At 61.7% G+C, this 22,957-nt stretch carries 22 protein-coding genes; 6 read left to right on the top strand and 16 right to left on the bottom strand.

What is annotated here, in order from left to right:
- Window positions 1–9 precede the first annotated feature (9 nt).
- The gene (locus SIC17_RS10810) at window positions 10–705 is read left to right on the top strand and encodes a hypothetical protein (protein WP_412545356.1); all 696 of its coding nucleotides are present in this window, start codon (window positions 10–12) and stop codon (window positions 703–705) included.
- On the opposite strand, the gene thiD is transcribed toward SIC17_RS10810, so the two are convergent.
- The 4 genes from thiD to SIC17_RS10790 all read right to left on the bottom strand — a co-directional run bounded on the left by thiD (window position 702) and on the right by SIC17_RS10790 (window position 4,224).
- Window positions 702–1,511 (bottom strand): bifunctional hydroxymethylpyrimidine kinase/phosphomethylpyrimidine kinase, encoded by an 810-nt coding sequence (gene thiD / locus SIC17_RS10805; protein WP_412545355.1) that lies wholly within the window; start codon window positions 1,509–1,511, stop codon window positions 702–704. The genes SIC17_RS10810 and thiD overlap by 4 nt on opposite strands.
- A complete protein-coding gene (locus tag SIC17_RS10800; RefSeq protein WP_412545354.1) occupies window positions 1,511–2,398 on the bottom strand; it encodes a tetratricopeptide repeat protein in 888 nt (295 codons plus the stop codon). Before SIC17_RS10800 ends, thiD begins: the two co-directional genes overlap by 1 nt.
- Window positions 2,399–2,432: 34 nt before the next feature.
- The gene (locus SIC17_RS10795) at window positions 2,433–3,260 is read right to left on the bottom strand and encodes a hypothetical protein (protein WP_412545353.1); all 828 of its coding nucleotides are present in this window, start codon (window positions 3,258–3,260) and stop codon (window positions 2,433–2,435) included.
- 73 nt (window positions 3,261–3,333) lie between these two features.
- Window positions 3,334–4,224, bottom strand: a complete 891-nt coding sequence (locus tag SIC17_RS10790) for a LysR family transcriptional regulator (RefSeq protein ID WP_412545352.1) — start codon at window positions 4,222–4,224, stop codon at window positions 3,334–3,336.
- Window positions 4,225–4,326: 102 nt separating this feature from the next.
- Between SIC17_RS10790 and SIC17_RS10785 the strand changes: the two genes are divergently transcribed.
- A complete protein-coding gene (locus tag SIC17_RS10785) occupies window positions 4,327–4,749 on the top strand; it encodes a DoxX family protein (protein WP_291891633.1) in 423 nt (140 codons plus the stop codon).
- A complete protein-coding gene (locus SIC17_RS10780) occupies window positions 4,749–5,507 on the top strand; it encodes a DODA-type extradiol aromatic ring-opening family dioxygenase (RefSeq protein ID WP_291891631.1) in 759 nt (252 codons plus the stop codon). Before SIC17_RS10785 ends, SIC17_RS10780 begins: the two co-directional genes overlap by 1 nt.
- Here SIC17_RS10780 and SIC17_RS10775 read toward each other — a convergent pair.
- The 3 genes from SIC17_RS10775 to SIC17_RS10765 form a co-directional block, all read right to left on the bottom strand.
- Window positions 5,504–6,334: a methyltransferase domain-containing protein gene (locus SIC17_RS10775; protein WP_291891629.1), complete on the bottom strand. Its 831-nt coding sequence runs from the start codon at window positions 6,332–6,334 to the stop codon at window positions 5,504–5,506. The genes SIC17_RS10780 and SIC17_RS10775 overlap by 4 nt on opposite strands.
- 116 nt (window positions 6,335–6,450) lie before the next feature.
- On the bottom strand, window positions 6,451–6,666 hold the full coding sequence (locus SIC17_RS10770; protein ID WP_291891627.1) for a hypothetical protein: 216 nt from the start codon (window positions 6,664–6,666) through the stop codon (window positions 6,451–6,453).
- Between the two features lie 205 nt (window positions 6,667–6,871).
- Window positions 6,872–7,720, bottom strand: coding sequence for a hypothetical protein (locus SIC17_RS10765; RefSeq protein WP_412545351.1), 849 nt, complete (start codon window positions 7,718–7,720; stop codon window positions 6,872–6,874).
- 544 nt (window positions 7,721–8,264) lie between these two features.
- Here SIC17_RS10765 and SIC17_RS10760 point away from each other — a divergent pair.
- The gene (locus SIC17_RS10760; RefSeq protein WP_412545350.1) at window positions 8,265–8,447 is read left to right on the top strand and encodes a hypothetical protein; all 183 of its coding nucleotides are present in this window, start codon (window positions 8,265–8,267) and stop codon (window positions 8,445–8,447) included.
- Window positions 8,448–8,819: 372 nt separating this feature from the next.
- Here SIC17_RS10760 and SIC17_RS10755 read toward each other — a convergent pair whose 3' ends face one another.
- From SIC17_RS10755 to SIC17_RS10715, 9 genes are all read right to left on the bottom strand, one after another.
- A complete protein-coding gene (locus SIC17_RS10755; RefSeq protein ID WP_291891623.1) occupies window positions 8,820–9,428 on the bottom strand; it encodes a DUF998 domain-containing protein in 609 nt (202 codons plus the stop codon).
- 161 nt (window positions 9,429–9,589) lie between these two features.
- Window positions 9,590–11,800, bottom strand: a complete 2,211-nt coding sequence (locus SIC17_RS10750) for a 3-hydroxyacyl-CoA dehydrogenase NAD-binding domain-containing protein (protein WP_412545349.1) — start codon at window positions 11,798–11,800, stop codon at window positions 9,590–9,592.
- The gene (locus SIC17_RS10745) at window positions 11,800–12,051 is read right to left on the bottom strand and encodes a hypothetical protein (RefSeq protein WP_412545348.1); all 252 of its coding nucleotides are present in this window, start codon (window positions 12,049–12,051) and stop codon (window positions 11,800–11,802) included. The genes SIC17_RS10750 and SIC17_RS10745 overlap by 1 nt, the downstream gene beginning before the upstream one ends.
- Before the next feature lie 2 nt (window positions 12,052–12,053).
- Window positions 12,054–13,259, bottom strand: a complete 1,206-nt coding sequence (locus SIC17_RS10740) for an acetyl-CoA C-acetyltransferase (RefSeq protein WP_291891617.1) — start codon at window positions 13,257–13,259, stop codon at window positions 12,054–12,056.
- 74 nt (window positions 13,260–13,333) lie between these two features.
- Window positions 13,334–13,927, bottom strand: a complete 594-nt coding sequence (locus tag SIC17_RS10735; protein ID WP_412545347.1) for an FMN-binding negative transcriptional regulator — start codon at window positions 13,925–13,927, stop codon at window positions 13,334–13,336.
- A complete protein-coding gene (locus SIC17_RS10730; RefSeq protein WP_412545346.1) occupies window positions 13,927–14,403 on the bottom strand; it encodes a hypothetical protein in 477 nt (158 codons plus the stop codon). The genes SIC17_RS10735 and SIC17_RS10730 overlap by 1 nt, the downstream gene beginning before the upstream one ends.
- Window positions 14,404–14,407: 4 nt before the next feature.
- Window positions 14,408–15,514 carry an acyl-CoA dehydrogenase family protein gene (locus SIC17_RS10725; protein WP_412546925.1) on the bottom strand — a complete coding sequence of 369 codons (1,107 nt, stop codon included), beginning with the start codon at window positions 15,512–15,514 and terminating at the stop codon, window positions 14,408–14,410.
- Window positions 15,515–15,672: 158 nt separating this feature from the next.
- A complete protein-coding gene (locus tag SIC17_RS10720) occupies window positions 15,673–17,460 on the bottom strand; it encodes an acyl-CoA dehydrogenase C-terminal domain-containing protein (protein ID WP_412545345.1) in 1,788 nt (595 codons plus the stop codon).
- Window positions 17,461–17,517: 57 nt separating this feature from the next.
- The gene (locus SIC17_RS10715; RefSeq protein ID WP_291891610.1) at window positions 17,518–18,006 is read right to left on the bottom strand and encodes a MerR family transcriptional regulator; all 489 of its coding nucleotides are present in this window, start codon (window positions 18,004–18,006) and stop codon (window positions 17,518–17,520) included.
- A 121-nt stretch (window positions 18,007–18,127) separates the two neighbouring features.
- Here SIC17_RS10715 and SIC17_RS10710 point away from each other — a divergent pair, with 121 nt between their 5' ends.
- Both SIC17_RS10710 and SIC17_RS10705 read left to right on the top strand, forming a co-directional pair.
- Window positions 18,128–19,642, top strand: coding sequence for a hypothetical protein (locus SIC17_RS10710; protein ID WP_291891609.1), 1,515 nt, complete (start codon window positions 18,128–18,130; stop codon window positions 19,640–19,642).
- Between the two features lie 272 nt (window positions 19,643–19,914).
- Window positions 19,915–22,953, top strand: a complete 3,039-nt coding sequence (locus tag SIC17_RS10705) for a peptidoglycan-binding protein (RefSeq protein ID WP_412545344.1) — start codon at window positions 19,915–19,917, stop codon at window positions 22,951–22,953.
- The last annotated feature ends 4 nt before the right edge of the window (window positions 22,954–22,957 follow it).

Raw genomic sequence — 22,957 nt, 5'->3', positions numbered from 1 at the left:
GAGCTGAAGGTGCAGCGGCCATCCATAATCGATAATCGCCCAGCCGAGCCGATCACTGTCGACCGGAGCTTTGCCAAAAGCCGCCGCATTTTTTCCAAGAACCTTCTCAGAGAAGTGCGGACCCGATTGAAGGGAAGCGGATGGCGTCTCAATAGCAATACACTTTTCAAGCAGATTGACGGGCTATTCGTGTGCCTCCGGGTCATCTCGTTTCTCAACGCCGATCACACGAGTGTTCTGATCGAACTCAAACCAATGGAAGTTGATAGCATCCTTTGGCAGGCGCTCGGCCTGGAAGATAACGAAAGACAGCCATTGTCATTCAGAGCGTCAGCTGCCTTCCAGTGTTGGGCGCGCATTGCGGGCGCAGTTGAGATCAGCGACGCCAACCAAGCTTCAGATACTGCAGACCTGATTGTTAAGCACGCCTGCACCCGCGCTCAATCCGCCGCCAAGACCGTGGGTAGTACGCCGTTTTCAGTATGGCTCGAAGGGCTGATGGATGAAGGTCCAGACACAAGACCGCCGCATAGCGCCTTGTTGGTCTGCGCGATGATCGCCGATCGTCGTATCGACGATGCGCGCACGAAGATTGACCAGGTCTTAGAGCGACCAAGTCTGCACCATGGCATCGTCATGCAAACCGGTGTGCGCTCAACCCACTACCTTGAGAGTTTGAAGGCCTCGCTCTCGGCCATAGCCTAATCCCGCACCACCCACATATGATCCACCGGACCATGTCCGCGGCCAAATCCCGGCGCGCGCTTGATCGCCTCGTGCAGATAATCGCCGGCCTGTTCGGTCGCTTCCGGCAAGGCATGACCCTGTGCCAGCAGGGCTGTGATCGCCGAAGCCAGCGTACATCCGGTACCATGGGTATGGGGCGTGTCGAGGCGCGGTCGCTCCATGATCTCCAGGCCGCGCTGGGAGACCAGCACATCGCGGACGCTGGAACTGTCCACATGCCCGCCTTTAACCAGTGCCGCCGAAGCGCCCATTTCGCGAAGGGCCTTCGCCGCCTCGATCTGCGTATGCAGATCTGTGACATCGACCCCGGTCAGTCGCCGGGCCTCGTCGCTATTGGGCGTGACCAGATCCGCACGGGGCAGCAATCGTTCCCGGATCACGCTTTCCGCGCCATCATCCACCAGCGCATCACCCGAAGTGGCAATCATAACAGGATCGACCACCAGCGGTACATCCGGTGCGGCCTCTTCCAGCGTCTCCACCACCGTTTCAATCACCGACCGGCTGGCCAGCATGCCAGTCTTGATGACATCGGCACCGATATCATCGAGCACGGCCCGCATCTGGTCGGCGATGATCTGTTCGGGCACGGCGTGGATGCCGGTTACACCCAGCGTGTTCTGGACGGTAATGGCCGTGATCGCAGTCGCCGCATACCCGCCCAGGGCCGAAACAGCCTTGATGTCTGCCTGGATACCGGCCCCGCCGCCACTATCGGATCCGGCAATGATCAGGACACGGCCGCGATGCTGGCTGGAAGACATTACTGGCGGTTCTCCAGGGCGCGGGCGCGATCCAGGGCCGCCGCGGCCTGGGCATCGGACCGGGCATGGCCGGCGGCCTGGCGGTAAAGCTGCAGCGCCGCATCAGCGTTGCCGGCACGAACCTCCAACTCGGCCAGCCCCACGGCCGCTGCATAATTCTCCGGCTCGAAGGCCAGGACCTGACGATAGATGCCGTTCGCCTCCCGCGTCTGCCCCTGCTGGGCGAGGCAGGCCGCGTGCGGAACCAGAAGCCGTTCATTCCAGGGATCGTCCGCGACAGCCTGCGCCAGGCGTTCACATTCATCCATGGGTGTGGCTGGAGCCGGTTCGCTTGCGGTTTCATCAGCCACTGTTGCGATCGCCATCGGTTCCGGCGGAACTTCTGTCGTCGCTGGGGTTTCTGCCGGAGCTTGCACAGGCACCTCAACCGCCGGTGTCGGCGCCGTTTCCGAATGCGCTGCCGCGGCAGGCTCAACGCGATCGGTGTGAGCAGGTTGGGGGGCGTTCCGGAACAGGTCTGGACCGCTGCCCGTTCCAACATCAATTGAAACCAGCACGCCGCCCTCTCGAACTTCGGCCTGTAATCCCGTCCATTCGCGCGCGGAGGATAGCTCGATGACGGCACCGCCGGTTTCTGCATGCAATGTTACAGCCTGAACCAGATCCGTGTGAGCTGGGGAAATCGAGCGGGAGCTGACATCAACGCCATGAACACGCAGGCGCATACCGCTCGCCGTCTGTTCGAACTCAACCTGGCTCGGCTGGTTGTCGAAACCGAACCAGACATAGCCGTTCATGCCAACAGATGTGGCACGTAGATCAGTCAGCTCGCCGTGAGCTGCAGAGCTCAGGAGGAACAGGCAGGGCAGAAGCAGAAAATGTCTCATTATCCCTGCCTCCGCCTATCCGTTTAAAACCGGGTTAAGAGCCGCTGAGCGCGGCCACCGGGACACTGTCGCAGGTGTCATATCCCAGGGCACCGATCAGCGATCCGTCCGCACGGCGGACTGATTCATAGACATAACACCCCTCAGCCATGCCCGGCATGCGAGAGCGGACAAAATGCGGGTCCCCCTCGCCCAACATCGCATCGGCCGCATTGAGCTGGCGAACGGAGTTGATGGCCGCGTCCTGCTCCCGCGTCGTACACTCCCAGGTCGCGCCATCCTGATCGACCAGACGCACCCCCGTGGTTCCGCCCGGCTGGGCGTAGGACAGCGAGACATGCTGGGCGCGGCTGCCAAACTCTGCCAGGCAGACATCAATCGCGGGCATGAATTCCATCAGGTAATTCGACCAGCGATCGGTCTCGGCACGTTCCAGGCCACAGCCCTCGAACTGACCGCCGCCGATCGCCACCAATGCGAAATGGGTAAGCGTGTCACCGCCCTGTTCACACGGACCGGCCTGCAGCTCTACGAAAACCTCGCGACCGTCTACCGTTGAACCATGGTAGCGGCGTACGCCGTCAGCGAGATAGGGCATGCCAACACGCAGCTCGGCCTCGGTGCCATCCGTCATGGAGAAAACCACCGCGAGGACGCCGGAGCTTTCCTCGAACTCCAAGGCGCCCTGCCACCCCCCGTCGCCGGCAAGCTGATACCCGAAGCGCGCGCCCGCCTGACGCGTGGCATCGGACGGGGCGTAGTCGAAAGCGGAAAGCGCCAAGCCACCAGCGCCGCGGTCAGTCGTCGATGAACACGCGGCCAGGGCCGTACACACCATGGCCAGAACCAGTAACTGTCTCATTTTCCCCTCCATCGAAAACGATGCCTAAAAACAGCCTAACACATGAACCGGACATGATCACAGCCTCGGCGGGTCAGATCCCGTCGGCAAAATGCCGCTTCAGGTGGTCGACAAATAGCCGAACACGGTGGGCCAGATATCGTGATGACGGGAACACGGCCCAGAGGTCCCGGTGCTCAGGTTGCCAGTCGTCCAGCAGGCGAACGACACGCCCCTCCGACAGCGCCTGCTCGGCGGCCCAGGCTGGCGTGCCGACAATACCCAGCCCCGCTGCTGCTGCTTCGACCGCTGCGACAGCCCCGTTCAGGGAAAGACGGCCGTTGATACGCACCTCCACACGTTCCTCGCCCCGCTCCAGCACGATCTGCTGTGCGGCCGGCTTGTTGCGATCGATGATAACGGAGTGCTGGGCGAGGTCTTCCGGTCGCTCTGGCACTCCGGCAGCCTCGAGATAGGCAGGTGACGCGACCAGCACCATTTGCGCCGGCGCCAGCTGGCGCGCGATCAACGCGCTGTCCGGCAGATTTCCGATACGAATTGCGACGTCGAATCCTTCATTGACCAGATCGACCATGCGATCACCCATGGAAAGGCGCACCTCGACACCCGGCCACTTGTTCATGAAGTCGGAGACCGGAAGGATCAGCTTGCGAGGGGTGAAGTCCACGGGCGCAGAAACCCGCAGCAACCCGGCCGGTGCTGAAGTCGCCGCCGCCACGCCTTCTTCCAGCGCATCATATTCATCCAGCCAGGGCCGCACCCTCTCCAGCAGGGCGGCGCCCGCATCCGTCAGACGGACCGATCGGGTCGTCCGCTCGAACAGGCGCGCCTGCAGGCGCGTTTCAAGGGCGGTGATCTGTTTGGAAGCCGCGCCCGGGGTCACACCCTCTCGCTCCGCTGCCTGGGTAAAGGAGCCCAGCTCGGCGACCGATGAAAACAGTCGCAGGGCATCGATACGATCCATTTGTTCCCTCAGAGAAATTGTCTTGCTCCAAATTACCCAATTATCGCCAATGGGTCAAAACGCTATCTCTCCGTCATCGCAATCAACTCGCTGGAGAGACACATGTCTGACCAACAATCCCAATACGGAGTGGCACTGCTGCGCGTCAGCCTCGGTGTCCTGTTCCTGGCCCACGGCCTGCTCAAGGTTCTGGTCTTCACCCCGGCCGGCACGGTCGGCTTCTTCGAAAGCCTCGGCTTTCCCGGCTTCTTTGCCTATCTCGTGATAGTCGGCGAAATCGGTGGTGGCCTGCTTTTGATCGCCGGAGCCTATACCCGCATCATCGCACTCGCCCTGGTACCGATAGCCCTGGGCGCCACCCTTGTTCACCTGGGCAATGGCTGGGTATTCAGCGCCGAGGGCGGCGGCTGGGAATTCCCACTCTTCCTGACCATCACCACGCTGGTCCAGGCCATGCTCGGCGCTGGCGCCTTCGCCTTGCGCACACCGGAGCTCCCCTTCCTGCCACGGGCCATGCAGGCGTGATGCCCCGCCCGCTTTTCATCTCCCATGGTGCGCCGGATGTGTTGATCAAGGACACGCCGGCGCATCGCGCCATGCAAATGCTGGGAGAGCGCCCGACACCACGGGCCTATGTGGTGATTTCCGCACACTGGCAGTCCGGCGACCTGCAGATCACGGCGTCAGACACTCCCGATACTATCCATGATTTCCGCGGGTTCGGCGAAAAACTGGAACGATTTCAGTATCCCGTCGCCGGATCCGCCGAAATCGCCGGACACATTGCCACGCTTCTTAACCGGCAAGGTTTGCCCGTGCGCCTGAACCAGCGCCGTGGACTCGATCATGGCAGCTGGGTCCCGATGGCACTTGTCAGGCCGCAAGCCGATGCCCCGGTCCTGCAACTCTCCCTGCCCCGTCAGAACGATAGCGACAGTGTGGTGCTTGGCCGGGCGTTGACCGCGCTGATTGATCGGGACATCCAGATCATAGGGTCCGGCGCGCTCACGCATTCGCTGGCCGACAGCCTGCCGTTGGCCGAAACCGCCCCGGTGGCCAACTTCGCCGAAGAATTTCGCGAGGCTGTTCTCCCCGCGCTTGAAACAGGTGATATCGACGCCGCGCTGGCCTGGCGGTCAGTCCCGCACGCACAGCGAAACCACCCGACGCCAGAGCACTATCGACCGCTTCTTGTGGCGATGGCTGCAGGCGGCAGACCCGGGCAGTGCCTTCATACTTCGTGGAGCCGCTCTGCCCTGGCGATGGATATCTGGGAGTTCTAACCCGGCTTGCGGGCCCGGCTGGTCAGCACGCAAGGCGTCATCAACAATGTGTTCGGGTCAGCCGCGCGCCGAGCGAGAAAGTCCCGGAACGCCTCAGCGTCTTCGCGCGAAAGAAAGCCCAACTCGACCAGCCTGGCCGGTGCTTCCTCAAGCCAGGTGATTGGCCAGCGAAATATCGGATCTGACGGACGCGCGGCGTAAAGGACCGGCGTCATCTCATCGATTTCCAGCCCCAATTCGGCAAACCAGGCCGGGAAACGCCGGGCAATATTCGGATCGCCCTGGAAATGCGCCCAGCTGGCCTCAACCGCGCTCACGAAGCGGTCGAACACCGGCTCGCTCGGCTCCAGCCGGAAACTGCGATAATCGACATATTCCTGGGCCACAAACACGCCACCCGGCTTCAGCGTCCGCTTGATGCCCTTGAGCGCCGCATGCGGGTCCGGCAGGAAACACAAGACCCAGCGTGTCCAGACGGCGTCGAACTCGGCCTCTGGCCAGTCAAATGCATCGAGCGAGGAATGAACCGTGCGGATATTGTCCAGCCCGCGGCTTTTTGCGCTGTCACGCAGGGCCGCCAGGAAAAACTCCGACTGGTCGACTGCGACGACCTCGCCCTCCGGGCCGACAAGCTGGGCCAGATCGTAACTCGCATAGCCGGGGCCACAGCCCACATCCAGCACCCGCATACCTGGCCGGATGCCCGCCCTACGCCAGACGCCCAGACCGGATTCCCGCCACAGCGTGTGCTGCAGACCAAGCCGCTTCAGCTCCGCGTCATTGGTCCCGATGATATAATCTTCCTCGGCTAGCTCAGTCTCGCTCAAAGTCTGCCTCCCCGCTGAAATCGCTGCGCAGCTAAACACGAGTTGGCGACAAAACCAGCCCGAAAAAAGCGATTTCAGTTTCGGCCGGCAAACAGATCAGGCGCAAATGGCGAAAACTAGCGACTGCGGTCGAGGCGGGAATTGGTGACAAACATCGCCTTGCTTGCCTGACGCTGCAGAGCTTCGACATAAACTTCGTCAGACCGGACCTGTTGCACCGACTGGACGGCAAGCCAGCTGAGCAGGCAGGTCAGGGACACGGCACAAGCCCAGCACAAGCCCGTGAACACCCGGATGGGGTCGCGCAATATTTCAAGGCTGGACTGCAACATGCCCGGCGGATTTCCCTCGCTAAGATCTCGGGCATTTTCGACAAGAGCAGGCCGGTTGCATGTCATAATTCATTCGAATCCTGAATATGTGCACGCAAATTCGAGTCTCTTGTTGGAATCAAACCTCTAGACATATGGTTTCGTTCGTAAACCAGATGCGGAGTTCACCCAGAGGGAGAATATCACCTCGAATCCGGTGCCGGAATCAGTCCTCTCGGGCGGGCAGGGAAACCCGATATTGCCCGTAAACCCCTTGTCGGAAAGACGTAAACCAGAGGGTGTCCTGATCGGAATTTACCCACGCGCCGTACTCGTACTCGACTGTATTGACATCCTGGCCCAGTGGTGTCGGCTCGGCCCAGCCATCCGCTAGCGCATGGCTGATGTAAAGATCGTCCCCGCCCTCGCCGCCTGGAGCACCGGTCCGGGCGAACAGGACATAACTTTCGTCCGGAGCAACAAAGATGTCTGCCTCCGAGAACTCGGTTGAAAGCTGGCGCAGATGCTCCACCCGCCAGCCCGAGGCCAGGTCAGGTCGCGCGCGATAAAGATCAGACCCGCCCGCACCGCCATCACGCCGCGAAGCGAAATAGATCGTGCCATTGGCCGCGAGCGATCCGTGGAAGTCATGGGCGGACGAATTGACGGGCTCCTCCAGTCGCCGCGCGGCGACAAACCGGCCTTCGTGGAAGCGCACAAACCAGAGGTCCCAGTCCTCCCGCCCTTCCCCCGGCATCGGAGCAGACGAAAAAACCGCGCTACGCCCGTCCGGCGCAAACCGCAAGGCACGCATCTCTACAGGCCAGGCATTGCCATCGATCTCGACCGGCTGTGGGACGCCCCATCCTGCGGCGCCCAGATAGGTCAGCAGGACACGGTGATTGCCCCAGTCATCATCATGCCGGCCGAACGCCATGATCGTCTGCTCGGGATTGAAACTGATCCAACTGGCGTGTTCATCAGGGCTGACCATCTCGGGCACAGCCTCGATCAGGCCTTCACCATCCTGCGTCATCATCGACGCCGCCAGCCCCATAATCCACGCTACCAACATCACTCACTCCATCGCGCTCACCAACAGGCCGAACGAGAATAGCGCGCAAATCAAGGCTGGCCACTTAAGCTGGCGTAACTCTCCCGATTGTGATGGCGCCACAAACACCAACCGCCCGTCCTTGTTCCCCGGAGGGTTCAAGAGGCGGGCGGCCGCGTTGCTTGGTCGTCGCGCTATAGTCGCGCCTTCCTTGCACGTGCTCCAGGCGGGTAAGCCCGGGAGCGTCCTCCTGGGTAGGAGGTTTGGTCAGGACGGTCCTCCCCGAAGGGAGAGGCCGCCTCACCGGGTCCGGCTTTGACCCCGAACCCACGATATCGTCCCTGATGGTCCGACACCGCTGCCTCCAGCTTCCCCACTTGCGTGTTTCCGCCTTCGACTGATCCGGGTTTTACCCCGCACCTGACCCATCTCCCAGGGGATCTGGATCTTCGCCGGCTCTGTCCCCGCTTGCGCGGATCTTTCCCCGACCGGCCTGATCTTTCGACCTCACCGCTGGTTCCGCTCCCGAAGGGGTGGAACCGGTGCCTCCGGCTGTCCCACTTGCGTGTTTCCGCCCTTGGCCAATCCGGGTCTGACCCCGGATCTGATCCTTTCCCCGGAAGGTCCGGATCTTTGCCGGCTGCGTCCCCGCTTGCGCGGTTTCCTGACCGACCGGCCTGATCTCTCGACCTTGCCGCTGGTCCGTTTCCCGAAGGTCCCGATCCGGATCTTCATGCCGCTTCACTGACGTGCTCCGACTTTCGATCCACCGTCGGCTTGGTCCGCTTTTCCCCTTGCAGGGTTGGCTTTCCGCCCCGTCGACAATCAAACGTTAGGTCGGGAGAGCCCGGCCGGTCAACGCGACGGCTTGTGGGTTGCGTGGATAAGAAAGCGGGTTCTGTGGATAAATGAGCGCTTTTTGTGGATAACGCAATTTTTTCGCACCGAATTCCGGTTTGACGAAACAGGTGCAGCGCCACCTTTGAATATTTGCGCGCAATTAGGGAATTTATTGCTGATCCGTCAAGGGCGAGAGCTGTATTTTCCGGCCGGACCAATCACTGATCTTCACGATGATACAGACGGTCAAAATGACTCCTGCCCGTGTGGATAGCCGCCTTCAGGCCCCGCGCCGGCCAAGATGAAAGGCGAAGGCAATACACCAGAGATAAAGCCCCGTCTCGAGCGCTCGCTGATAGAGACCAACCAGCGGATTGTCCGGGGTCAGCTGGACGAAGCAGGCCAGTGCGAACAAGCCAACCACGAGCCCGCTCACGGCAAGACCGCGATCCTTGCTTTGAAACCGGCCAACTGCGAGCAGAAACAGGCCAAGAATGCCGAACAGATAAGCGCCCAGACCACTGGCGATGTGAACGAGATGAGTGGTCGTTGGGTCGTCCGGCCGACAACCGCTGTCGCAGGGAAAGAAGGCCGCGATGACCAATCCAAGGGCATACAGTGCGAGCGCCAGCAATCCAGCCCTGAGCCAGCCATTGCGCCCCACCCGGGTCAACGCGAGACCGACAAAGGCCAGGAAAAGAAGCTCTGTCGGCAGAAAACCGAGATAATTGACCGCCCACGCATTGGGCGCCTGCTGCGCCCCCAGCTCGCTCATGAACTGGCTCACATGGTCATATCCGGGATGCAGGGCTCCGGCGATTACCACAGAAGCGACAAGCCAGGCATAGCTGGCAATAGGCAGGGCAGGCAGCCACGAACTGGTACGCACGACATTCTCCACTGTTTCGGCAGGCGAAGCATTCACACAGTTTCCGAACGCATGCTAGCGGGGCATCGCGATCCCGACAGAAGGATTGTGCCGCGTGCTATCCCCATGAAAAAACCGGCCCGGAATGCTCCGGGCCGGTTCTTTTGAGAGATCAGGTCGGATTACTCCGCCGCGACAGCCTCGGCCGGAGCGAAACGTCCGTAGAAGGTCTCGCCCTTCTCGGCCATTTCACGCAGCAGGGCCGGCACTTCGAACTGGTCGCCATAAGCAGCTTTCAGCTCGTCGGCACGTTTCACGAAGGCCGCCGCGCCATAGGTGTCGATGTAGGACAGCGCGCCACCGGTATAAGGCGCAAAGCCCCAGCCCAGGATGGAGCCGACATCGGCCTCGCGCGGATCGATGACGATTTCCTCTTCCATGCAGCGGGCCGCTTCGATGGCCTGGGTGAAGAGGATGCGGTCCTTGATCTCGTCGGTAGACGGCTGGTCTTCCAGGTATATGCCACCCGGAGCGAATTGTTCCAGCTCCGGCCACAGGCGCTTGGGCTGGCCCTTCTCGGCCGGATAGTCATAGAAGCCCTTGGAATTCTTGCGTCCGAAACGCTCGTACTCCTCGACCATCTTGAACAGGATCGGCTCGGTCGGAGACGGTTTGTAGTTCTCGCCCAGATCCGACTTGGTCTGCTTGATCAGCTTCACACCGAGATCCAGTGCAACCTCGTCCTGCAGGGAGAGCGGACCAACCGGCATGCCGGCCATCTTGGTTGCGTTCTCGATCAGGACCGGGCTGACACCCTCCGCCAGCATGTTCATACCTTCACCGATAAAGCGCATGACACAGCGGTTGGCGTAGAAGCCGCGCGTGTCGGAGACGACGATCGGCGTCTTCTTGATCTTGGTGACATAGTCGATCGCACGCGACAGGGCGTAATCACCCGTATTGTCGCCCATGATGATCTCGACCAGCATCATCTTCTCGACCGGCGAGAAGAAGTGGATGCCGATGAACTGGTCCTCGCGCTTGGACGCCTTGGCCAGGTCGGTGATCGGAATGGAGGAGGTGTTCGACGCAAAGACCGCGTTCTCCGGGATGACCTCTTCGGACATCTGGGTGATCTTGGCCTTCAGCTCGGAATTCTCGAACACGGCCTCAATGACCAGGTCGACGTCAGACAGCAGGGAATAGTCCGTGGTCGCCGTGACCAGGGCACCCATCTTGTCGGCCTTTTCCTGGGAAAGCTTGCCGCGCTTCACACCCTTGGCGAAGTGATCGGTGACATGCTTCTTGCCCTTGTCGGCGCCTTCCTGGTTGGCGTCGATGAGCACGACCTCGATACCGGCCTGGGCGGTGACCGTGGCAATGCCAGCGCCCATGAAGCCGGCACCGATGATGGCGACTTTCTTGACGTCAGCCTTTTCCTGGCTGGCCGGACGACGTCCACCCTTCTCCAGCGCCTGCTTGGACAGGAAGATGGAGCGGATCATGTTGCGGCTTTCCGGACGCAGCAGCAGCTTGGTGAAATAGCGGCTCTCGATGCGCAGACCCTGGTCGATGGAGACCTGGGCACCTTCATAGACGCAGGACAGGATGTAACGCTGGGCCGGATAGTTGCCATAGGTGTTTTTGCGCAGCATCGGAGAGGCTGCACCGAAGACCTGGGCACCGGCGGGATGGTAGGGACCACCGCCCGGGAATTTGAACTTGTCGCCATCCCACGGCTGGGTCGCATTCATCGGGTCTTCCTTGACGAGTTCCTTCGCCTTGGAAACCAGCTCGGCCATCGGCACGGTGGCGTGGGCAATGCCCAGGGCCTGTGCGGACGGACCATCATGCTGCTTGCCCTGAAGCAGGATCGGCGCGGCATTCATGACACCAACCAGGCGCGGCAGGCGCTGGGTGCCGCCACCGCCCGGCAGCACGCCGACCATGGCTTCCGGCAGACCGACCTTGGCCTTGGGATTGTCGTTCGGCATGACGCGGTAATGGCAAGCCATGGTGATCTCGAAACCACCGCCCAGGGCCAGGCCATTGATTGCGGCTGCGATCGGCTTGCCGCAGGTTTCCAGCTCGCGCAGCGTCTTGTTCAGGCGATAACACTGTTCGAACAGTTTCGCCTTCATCTCGTCTTCCGGCAGCTTGGCCATTTCAGACGATCCACCGCCCAGCTCGGACAGGTCTGCACCGGCACAGAAGGCCGACTTGCCGGAGGTCAGGACCACGCCCTTGATGGCGTCGTCGGTTTTGACCTTCTCGGTCAGTTCCACGAAATCGTCCATGACGTCCGCGGAGATAACGTTCATCGACTTGCCAGGGCTGTCGAATGTGACGAGGGCAATGCCGTCGCCGTCGATTTCAAGTGTGAAGTTTTTCATCAGGATTTCTCCTCATCGGACGGCGTCTCGCCATCCTGCTTTTTCTTTATTTCGTTAAGCCGTCCAGCGCCGAAAGCGACGGAGAGCGACATGGCCATGGCGACACCGATGGCGATGCCAATTGACAGGCTCTCCAGGGCCACCCCCAGCGCGACGCCGATCGCAATCCCGACAGGAAAACCAAGCGGCAACCCAAGCGTCAGAATCGACGCCGAGTCCTTTTTGTCCTGCTCGAGCTTGGGATCATGCATGATTACACCCGCTCGATAATGGTTGCCGTGCCCATGCCGCCGCCGACACAGAGCGTGGTGAGTGCGGTTTCCTTGTCGGAGCGCTCCAGCTCGTCCAGGACCGTGCCCAGGATCATCGCGCCGGTTGCGCCAAGCGGGTGACCCATGGCGATCGCGCCACCATTCACATTCATGATGTCGTGATCGATCTCATAGGCCTGCATCAGACGCAGAACGACAGCCGCGAACGCCTCGTTCAGCTCCCACAGATCCACATCGCTGGCATCCATGCCGGCTTTCTTGAGCACCTTGGCGGTGACCGGAACCGGGCCCGTCAGCATGATGGTCGGCTCGGATCCGACAGAGGCCATCGCCTTGATGCGCGCACGCGGCTTGAGGCCGGCTTTCTCGCCCGCTTCCTTGGAGCCGATCAGCACCATGGAAGATCCGTCGACGATACCGGAGGAGTTGCCGCCCGTGTGGACCCAGTTGAGATATTCGATTTCCGGGTAACGCTGCGTGGCAACATGTTCGAAACCGACGAAGTCGGACAGGTCCTTGAAGGCAGACTTGAGCGAACCCAGGCCCTGCATATCGGTGCCCGGACGCATGTGCTCGTCATGATCGAGAATGGTCAGGCCCAGCTGGTCCTTGACCGGAACAATCGTCTTCTTGAAACGACCTTCCTCCCAGGCGCGCGCTGCACGCTTCTGGCTTTCCACGGCATAGGCATCGACATCGTCACGGGAGAAACCGTGCTTGGTCGCGATCAGGTCGGCAGAAACACCCTGCGGAACGATATAGTGGTCAAAGCCGATCTCCGGATCGGACATCATCGCACCACCGTCGGAACCCATCGGGACGCGCGACATGGCCTCGACACCGCCACCAATGGCGAAGTCGGCCTCGCCGGACATGACCTTGGCGGCTGCAACATTGACCGCTTCCAGCCCGGAGGCACAGAAACGGTTGAGCTGGAAGCCCGCGGTCGTCTCGGCGTATTTCGCGTTCATGACGGCAGAGCGGGCGATATTGGCACCCTGTTCGCCGACCGGGGAGACGACACCCATGATGACGTCATCAACCAGCGCCGTGTCGAGATTATTGCGATCGCGGATCGCCTCGAGCTGCTGGGTCGCAAGCTGAAGCGCCGTGATCTCGTTCAGCGCTCCGCCCTTCTTCTTGCCACGCGGCGTGCGCGTGGCGTCGTAGATATAGGCTTCAGTCATTTTCAGTCCTTTCCGCTTCGCGGGTTTGTTCTTTATCGACACAAATCAGTTCCTGCCCGGACTGGGCAGAGCCATCACCCATCCCCCTCAACCATGTGGTAGGCGATGGCGCTTTCCCCGCGTTCATTGAGCGCTTCGGCGAGACGAAGGCGCTCTGCCACGGGTTTGTTCTGTGAGAGTTTGGCCTTGCCTTCGAGGCGTTCAATTTCCAGCTCGAAGGGCTGGATCGCGGCCTCGAGCATGGCGCGTTTTCTTTCTTCCAGATCGGTGATCCGCCACTGCTCCTCGAAATCGGCGATCTGGGAGGAAAGCGCCCGCTCGGCGTCCTCGCCTTCCAGGGCGACCAGCTTTCCGTGGGCGTGCACGGCGATGTAGTTCCAGGTGGGAACATTGTCATTGGGATCGGAATACCAGGTCGGCGAGACATAGGCGTGCGGACCGGAGAAGATCGCGATGGCCTGCTTGCCGTCCTGGATGGCCTTGGTGACCGGGTTGGCCCGCGCCACATGTCCGACCAGGGCCTGGCGTTCATCGGCCAGTTTCAGCGGGATATGCGTGGCCGCCAGGTCCGGCTCCCCCGGCACCAGGAGAATGGCAAAATCATACGAGCGCATCAGCGCCCGCATCCCGGTCTCATTCTCCATCTTGAAGTGCGTAGGGGTGTACATCAGGAGCTCCTCGCAATGGCGCGATTGGAAATGCGGGCCGCCAGATAGGCCGTTAACGCCAGAACCGACGCCCCGAAAAATGCGTACCCAACATTCGCGGGAGCCATCATTCCCGAGATTTCGAGTACCGCAGGTACGATACCACTTGGCACCACAACGAAGACCGCATAGCCGATAGCGAACACAAACAGCTCGGCCTTGCTTTCGAGAAATCGGCCGCAAAGCACGCTCACGCCGATCAGCGCTATCACGTGTGCCAACGCCAGAAGCAAAACTGAATATCCACCGTCGATCACATCCCCATTCAACAAACCGCCAAAGACGGTGATCTGTCTAATGACGACACCACCACCCGGTAATTCTTGAACAAAAAAGAACATTGCAAAGGCATCTACCAGGTGCGCCACCGCGACCGGCGCACCTGCGAGCAGCAGGGCAAACAATCGGCGGTCAATAGTGGTGGCGGTCGCACTCATCGCGCTAAAGCGTCCTTCCGATCAGCAGCTTCATGATCTCGTTGGTGCCGCCATAGATGCGCTGGACACGGCTGTCGGTCCACATCCTGGCGATGGGGTATTCCTTCATATAGCCATAGCCGCCGTGCAGCTGAACGCACTCGTCGATCACTTCGTTTTGAGCGTCGGACACCCAGTATTTCGCCATCGAGGCCGTGGCGGCGTCGAGCTCGCCCTTCATCAGACGCTCTGAACAATGGTGCACAAACACCTCGGCCAGCGTCGCCTTGGTCTTGCACTCGGCGAGTTTGAACTGGCTGTTCTGGAAATGCAGGATCGGGCGACCAAAGGCCTGGCGTTCCTTGGTATAGGTGATGGTCTCGTGCAGGGCGCGCTTCATGGCACCGACACCCTGGACGGCGATCTGCAGGCGCTCCTGGGGCAGTTTTTTCATCAGCTGGATGAAACCCTGGCCCTCTTCCGGACCCAGCAGCGCATCGGCCGGCACCCAGACATCCTCGAAGAACAGCTCAGCCGTGTCCTGGGCCTTCATGCCGACCTTGTCGAGCAAGCGACCGCGCTTGAAACCCTCGACCTTCTCGGTCTCGACCAGCATCAGCGAGACGCCGTCAAACCCCTTGGTCGGGTCGGTCTTGCAGACCACGATGATGAAATTGGCGGAGCCGCCATTGGTGATGAAGGTCTTCTGGCCGTTGATGCGATAGCCATTGCCATCCTTGACCGCCGTCGTCTTGACACTCTGCAGGTCCGAACCCGTGCCCGGCTCCGACATGGCGATGGCGCCGATCAACTCGCCGGAGATCATGCGCGGCAGGATCGACTTTTTCTGCTCATCCGAACCGAATTCGGTGATGTAGGGCGCGATGATCGTGTTGTGCAGACCGACGCCCCAGCCGCTGGCGCCGACCTCGGCACCGGCCGTGTGGAAGACGTATTCATGGCCCCAGTCACCACCGGCGCCGCCATATTCCTCCGGCACGGACGGGCATAGCAGCCCGGCTTCACCGGCCTTGGTCCAGATCTCGCGATCGACCATGCCCTGCTCTTCCCAGCGTTCAGCATTGGGAACACATTCCTTGGCCATGAAGGCGCGCACCGTATCCTCGAACATGCGCACATCCTCGCGCTCGAGAAAGGCCGGCTTTGGTACGTTGAGTGGGTCCTGAAACACCTGATTATCCTCCCCTTTGACCCTTGCGGGCCTGATCAACCGTCACGAGCCGGGACCATCCTCGTTTGGCGGGACGGTCTCCGGCAGAAGCGGCCGCGTTAGAACGCCTCCGCGTCGAGTTCCATCATGCTGTCTGCGCCGGCTTCTACCTTGGCGAGATGCATGGCGGCTTCCGGCACCCAGCGCTCGATAAAGTAGCGGCCGGTGACCAGCTTGTTGGCATAGATAGGGTCGCTATCGCCCGCGGCGACCTTGGCCGCGGAAACCTTGGCCATTTTGGCCCACATGTAAGTCAGGCAGGTGAGGCCGAAGAGGTTGAGATAGTCGTGGCTGCCCGCGCCGGCATGGTCGAAATTCTCCAGCGCATTGTTCATCAGCCAGTCCGTGCCCTGTTTCAGCTTGTCGCGGCACTCCGCCAGCGCATCGATGAAGGGCTGTGTCGTCTCGTCACCGCCCTCGGCGATGAAGGCATCGAGCTCACCCATGAAGGTCGTGATCGGGCGCATGCCGTTCATCGCCAGCTTGCGGCCCACCAGGTCGAGCGCCTGGACGCCGTTGGTACCTTCATAGATCAGGGTGATGCGAGCATCGCGCAAAAGCTGGGACGCACCCCATTCCTCGGTAAAGCCGGAACCACCGTGGATCTGCAGACCGTTGGAGACCATGTCATAGCCCTTGCCGGTCAGATAGGACTTCACGATCGGGGTCAGCAGCGCCATGTAGTCGCCGCCCTTCTCACGCATGGTCGGATCGTCAGACTTCTCCTCCAGATCGCCGTGCAGGGCCGTCCAGAAGGCGAAACAACGCGCCGCTTCGACAAAGGATTTCTGATCCATCAGCATGCGCCGCACATCCGGGTGCACAATGATCGGGTCGGCCGGGCCGTTCGGGTTTTTCGGTCCGGTCAGGGAGCGGCCCTGGATACGGTCCTTGGCGAAATCGAGGGATTGCTGATAGGCCGCCTCGGCCAGGGCATAGCCCTGCAGGCCCACGCCCAGCCGCGCCTCATTCATCATGATAAACATGATCTTGAGACCCTTGTTCTCCTCGCCCACGAGCCAGCCGGTCGCCTCGTCATAGTCCATGACGCAGGTGGCGTTGCCGTGGATGCCCATCTTGTGTTCCAGGCCACCGCATTTGGCATTGTTGCGCTCGCCCGGATTGCCGTCGGCATCCGGAATGAATTTCGGCACGACGAAGAGGGAAATCCCCTTCACGCCTTCCGGGGCGCCTTCGATACGGGCCAGGACGAGATGGACGATGTTCTCGGCCATGTCGTGCTCGCCGGAGGAAATCCAGATCTTCTGGCCGGTGATCTTGTAGGAGCCGTCCGCCTGCGGAACAGCCTTGGTGCGCAGCATGCCCAGATCCGTTCCGCAATGCGGCTCGGTCAGGTTCATCGTCCCGCCCCACTGGCAGGAGATCATCTTGGGCAGGTAAAGCGCCTTCTGCTCGTCGGTACCACCGGTGTGCAGCGCCGCAGCCGCACCCAGGGTCAGACCCGGATACATGCCAAACGCCATATTCGAGGAGGAGACCATCTCGTTGACCGCAAGATTGAGAACGTGCGGCAGGCCCTGGCCACCATATTCCGGATCAGAGGACAGCGCCGTCCAGCCCGCTTCGGACATCTGCTGGAAGGCTTCCTTCCAGCCGGTCGGCGTAGTGACATTGCCGTCATCGTCACGCGTACAGCCTTCCACATCGCCGACCTTGGAGATCGGGGCCAGCACGCCCTCGCAGAACTTGCCGCCCTCTTCCAGGATCGCGGCCATGGTATCCACGTCCGCATCGGCAAAACCGGGCAGATGGCCATATTGGCCAACATCCAGGACGTCATTCAGGACAAACATCTGGTCACGAACAGGAGCGCGATAGGCTGCCATGATTTATCTCCAACAATCAGTCAGTGCGGGGTCTGAGCCCCGTAAAGGGATGAAACTCTAAGAGGAACTCGGGGGCATGCCCGTCCAGTCTTCCAGGCGGGCGGACGCCAGGGCTTCGAAGGCCCGGGCGCGACGTTTGATTTCTTCGGACGGCTCGTTCTCGTTGAGGCGGGCATTCAGCCAGTCCAGGCCGGCATTCATCTCTTCCAGCGCGCGCTCGACATCCTCGCGCTGCTGTTCAAGCACACCAATGCGGCTCTCGAAACGCTCGATCGTCGCGTCAAGCACCTGCGGGTCGCGGCTGTCGATGAAGCGCAGGTCCAGCATTTCCTTGATCTCGTCGAGCGCAAAGCCGACGCGCTTGCCGCGCAGGATCAGCTCGATACGCGCACGATCCATGGCGGAATAAACACGGGAAGCGCCCCGGCGCATGGGCGTGATCATGCCCTTCTGCTCATAAAAGCGTAGCGTGCGCGGGGTAACGTCGAACTCCTTGGAGAGTTCGCGGATGGTGAATTCAGTATCGGGCGGAACAGGTTTGACCATGAATGAACAATGTTCACATGATTACGCGAACGTCAACGTCAAATTTATGACGCATGTTCGAATTTACCTTTCCACATGCTTCGCCCTTTTCTCGCCGCGCTTGACGCGGCAGTATCCGGCCATGTTCAGTTTCACGCGTCTTCTTGCCCTCTCCGGCCTCCTGATCGGCAGCAGCTCCACAGCTATCGCGCAACAGGATCCGGCCGACCCCTTCTCCATCCTTGCGCCGCAGCCGCTGCAACTGGAAACAAGCGAGGATACGCCGACACAAACGCCGGCTGTGGCGGGCGCTCACCTGGGTCGCAGCGCCTATCTCGCCCTGCGCGGAGAAACCGGCGAAACAGTCACCCAAACCCGCTGGCGGGTTGAACGCCAGACCCTGGCCGGCGAACCCACCGACACCCAGATGCGGAACCTGACGTTTGGCGATGGCTATGTGCAGGACGGCAGCACGATCTACGACTTCACGACCGGACGCGTCCTGACTGTCACCGATGAACACGTGACCAATACTGCGATGGCCGCAAGCGCCCATCGCCAGATGGACGTCTTCACCCGGTTTACGCGCGGCGGCGAGCTTGAGGAGATCGCCGGGCCGGGCGGGGTGAGCTTTGAACGTTTCTGGATCGAGGCCGCAACCGGCATTCGCGCCAATCCGGTTGACCTGGTCCGCAGCGAGACCGAGGCCGGCCTGATCGAGATCCGGCGCACACCGGATGGCAGTGCCGTTTACAGCGTCGTCCCGGGCGAACGCGGCGACAACGCACTTTACGACCAGCTCACCCGATGGATGCGACATACCCTGCCAATCCACCCGGACGCCATTGGCTCTGCTGGATCGCTCGGACAATTGCCAGACAGCTTCTCATTTCTCGTCTTCAGCCCCTCCAGCCCGGACGGCCGCCGCGAGACCTGGACGCTGCTGCGCAGCAACGTCGAGGAGCGCGCCTTCCCCTGGCCGGCCGGCCGGGTCGAATCCGATGCGACGGGCTATTTGCCGGCAAACGACGCCTTGAGCACGATCATCCACAAGGGCCTGGCTGCAACACGCCGCCCGGAGACCATGCCCACAACCGAGAACTTCTTGTTCGCCTCTCAATCCCTGATGCAGGCCGGAGACCTGCCCGGCGCCTACCTGACCTTGATGCAGGGAAGCCAGCATGAGGGTGAGTGCCAACCCAACACGTCCAGCGAGCTGTGCTCCGCCATGACCCGCATCATCATTGCAGGACTGGGCAACCAGGACTTCCAGACCGTGGCCAGCGCCGTGGCAAACCGCGCCACGGATCCGGCCGCCCTGATCGAGGCACTTTCCGGCCTTACGGATCGCACCGACTACGCCGGTGCCGCGGCGAACCTGATGTCCGCACAGGCGGCGGCGCGTGTTCCGGGCACCGACACCTTGCCGCTGGACTATTTCGCGACCTCGGCCCAGATCGACCCGGCGGCGCCCCTCCTCTACTGGCATGCCGGTCGTTATGCGGTCAGTCAGAATGATATCGAGACGGCCTGGCTCCTGTTCGATATCGCCCGCGCCCTGCCCTCCATCACATCCGATACGCCGCAACGCGAAGCGGCGGCCCTGGAGGAGCGTCTGCGCAATATCTCGCCGCGCTTCTTCGCCGCTGCTCAATAGCACGGACTTATCCACATATTTTACGGCGCATTAACCGAGTCATCTCCTTGTCTAGACTCAGGATTTCAGGGCCCGCTCGCGATTCCCTGATTTTCGTGTGGAAACACTAGATCTAGTGCCACCGCGCTCGGTTTACACAATATTAACCGGCAGATAGCGTTGGCCTGGGCGAGAAGAAAGCGATTCGGATGTCATCTGGGGGTCCCTGGAGCGTGAAAGGAATCGACCCGCGTGCAAGGGCGCGGGCGAAGACTGCTGCACGCAAGCAGGGCATGACTCTGGGTGAATGGCTGAACCGCGTCATTCTCGACGACAATGATCCCGCAACGACCCAGTGGGACGACGCCCTGGAAGCCTTTCCCGGCTTTGACGGCGATGTCGCCAACGATGATGACCGCCTGCTCAGGGCGATGATTAACCGCCTGTCCGATCGCATCGAAAAAGCCGAACAGGCCTCCAGCTCCACCCTGTCCGAACTCGACAGGGCCATTACCCAGCTTGCCACCAATGTCGCCAAGGTTGCCCAACGCCAGGGCGCCAAGCTGGACGAGACCGACAAGAGCATAGACAGCGTCAATCGCAGCCAGGGCGAGATCGCCGACCGGCTGCGCAAGCTGGAAACCAGCGTTTCCGCGACCAGTGGCGAGGACACCAAGGCTATCCACGCCACGGTGATGAAGCTCGCCCGCCGCCTCTATGAACACGAAAATGACGTCTCCGCCCGCCTGCATGAACAGGAACAGACCGGTGGCATCGCTGCCCGTGAGCTGATCGACGAGACCAACAAGCGTGTCGACAAGCTGGAATCGCGCGCGGACAATCTCAAGGAGTTCACGGAACGCGTCGAGGACTCCGAGCGTCGTACCAATGATACCGCGCGCACGCTGGAGACGTCCTTCGCACGTCTGGACGAACGCCTGCGCGCACTGGAAACGCGCAACACCAATGACAATGTCGAGCTGGAGCGTCGCTTCGAGCGTCTGCAGGACGATGTATCCCGCATTGTCACGGATCTCCGCGACCAGGTCGGATCGACCGGCATTCGCGTCGAGGACGCAGATCGTCGCCAGGCTGACAGCATGGCGCGCCTGGGCGACGAGATCAGCCGCCTGGCCCAGGCCATTGACCAGCGCCTGACCGAGAGCGAGCGACGTGCCGAGGAGGCCCGCCAGGACCGCCGCTCGGAAGAAACGCTCAACCACCGCATCGACGAGGTTCGCCAGGAAAACAAGGAATCCATGCGCCGCATGGCCGATGAGGTCACGCGCCTGGGCCGCTCCCTGGCCGATCGCATCCAGCGCTCCGAGGAACGCTCGACCAAGGCCGTCGAACAGGTCACTGACCGCATGGCCGACGCGATCGAGCGGATCGAGAACAATCGTCCTGACCGCGAGGCAGAGCTGGAAGACCGCCTGCGCCAGTCCGAGGAACGCACAGCGACACGCATCGAGGATGCGTTGCAGGGTGTCCAGGACAAGCTGGCTGCAGTGCGCAACGAAACCGAAGAGACTCTGACCCCCGTCCAGCGCGCGATGACTGCGCTCGCCGACCGGCTCGAGGCGATCGAGAGCCGCGACAAGGCACCCGATACCGAAACGGTTGACGAAAAACCCGCAAACGAAACGGCCCAGCGCGCCGAACCGGTCATCACCAGTTCCGACGATTATGATCCGTTCGATTTCGACGCCCCGCTGGGACCGCCGCCCCAGGCTGAGGTTCCGGTCAGCGCTTTTGAAAGCGGCAAGACCGATCCCTTCCTGACGGACGAACCCTTTGTGCCAAACGCGCCGGTTCTGCGTGAACCGGAAGCGACACTACCGGCACCGCAGGCTCCGGCGGAGCAGGCACAGGCACAGGCACAGGCACAGGCAGAGATTCCGCGCGGCGAGACCCGCCGCCAGAAACGGCGCCGTATCGCCGAAGAACGAGCGCGCCAACAGGCCGAGACGAGTACTCCTGCGCCCCAAGCAAAGGCAGCGCCCAAGGCTCCTGCCCAGCCGCGCCCGGCAGCCCGGGTTGGCGCAACAGCCGATGCGGATTTCCTCGCTGCAGCTCGCGAAACCACACGCACGACTGCCTACACACCCTATGAACGCGAGAACCGGCCGATCAAGTTCAGCCGCGCAACGCTGGTCGCCATCCCGCTCATGGCCCTCATCTCTCTTGGCGGCGCTGGCGCGATCCTGATCTGGGGTGCGCTGCAGGGCGAGGATGGCTCCACAATCGCAGATGCCCGTTCCGACGATGCCTTCATCGCCCAAGTTGAGGCTGGCCTCGCGGCCCCGGCCCAGCCCTCCTCAACGACCAGCCCGGCTGCCAACCTTGACGCCGAACCGGAAACAACGCCGGCAGAGGCTGAGGCTTCACCGCCCCGTGACCAGGTTGCTGACGCCTCAGCGACGATCACGCCGACCCCGGAGCCGGTGACAAACGAACCTGCATCATCGTCCGTCGAACGTTCGACCCGCGAAATCGCCCCGACCGAAGCGGCAAACTCGACAAGTGGCACCACGCTGGAAAGCGCTGCTGCCGACGGCAATCCGATCGCCCGTTATCAGTTGGGCATGCGCCAACTGGAAGCCGGCGACCTAGCTTCGGCGTCAATCCTGTTGCGCCGCGCTGCGGAACAGGGTGTGCCGGCCGCACAGTATCGCTACGCCAAAATGCTGGAAACCGGCGAAGGCGTCGACATGGATCTGGAAGCCGCTCGCCGCTGGACCGAACGTGCGGCCAATTCCGGCCATCGCCGTGCCATGCACAATCTCGCCGTGATGTATTACTACGGCTCCGGCGCACCGCGTGATTTCGAAACGGCGGCCCGCTGGTTCCAGGAAGCTGCCCTGCTGGGCCTGGGCGATTCACAGTTCAACCTCGCGCTTCTGTTCGAGAGCGGCCAGGGAGTTCCCTTGAGCCTTGCAGACGCCTATGCTTGGTACATGATCTCCGCCAATGACAGCGATCCGACGGCAGGCGAACGCGCAATCGCGCTGGAGGAACTACTCGAGCCGGAAGCCCTGTCTCAGGCGCGCCAGGTCGCCCAAAGCTTCCAGCCGCGCCCGATCGACGCCCAGGCAAACGGCCTCTATCAGGGACAGGCATGGGATCGCACACCCTCTGCCAGCGCGGCCGACATTGAACGCGCCCAGGGTTTCCTCTCGGTGCTGGGTTACCGCCCGGGTCCGATTGACGGCGCAATAGGAGATCGTACTCGCCAGGCCATCATGGCCTTTGAGGCGGACCAGGGTCTGCCGCGGACCGGCCATGTGGACGACGTTCTGCTGGAACGCCTGTCCCGCGCTGTAGCGAACTAGAGGC

The sequence above is a fragment of the Maricaulis sp. MIT060901 genome (assembly GCF_047123815.1).
Lineage (GTDB): Bacteria > Pseudomonadota > Alphaproteobacteria > Caulobacterales > Maricaulaceae > Maricaulis.
The sequence above is the reverse complement of the archived record's forward strand: the minus strand, read 5'-3'. Positions and strand labels throughout refer to the sequence as shown.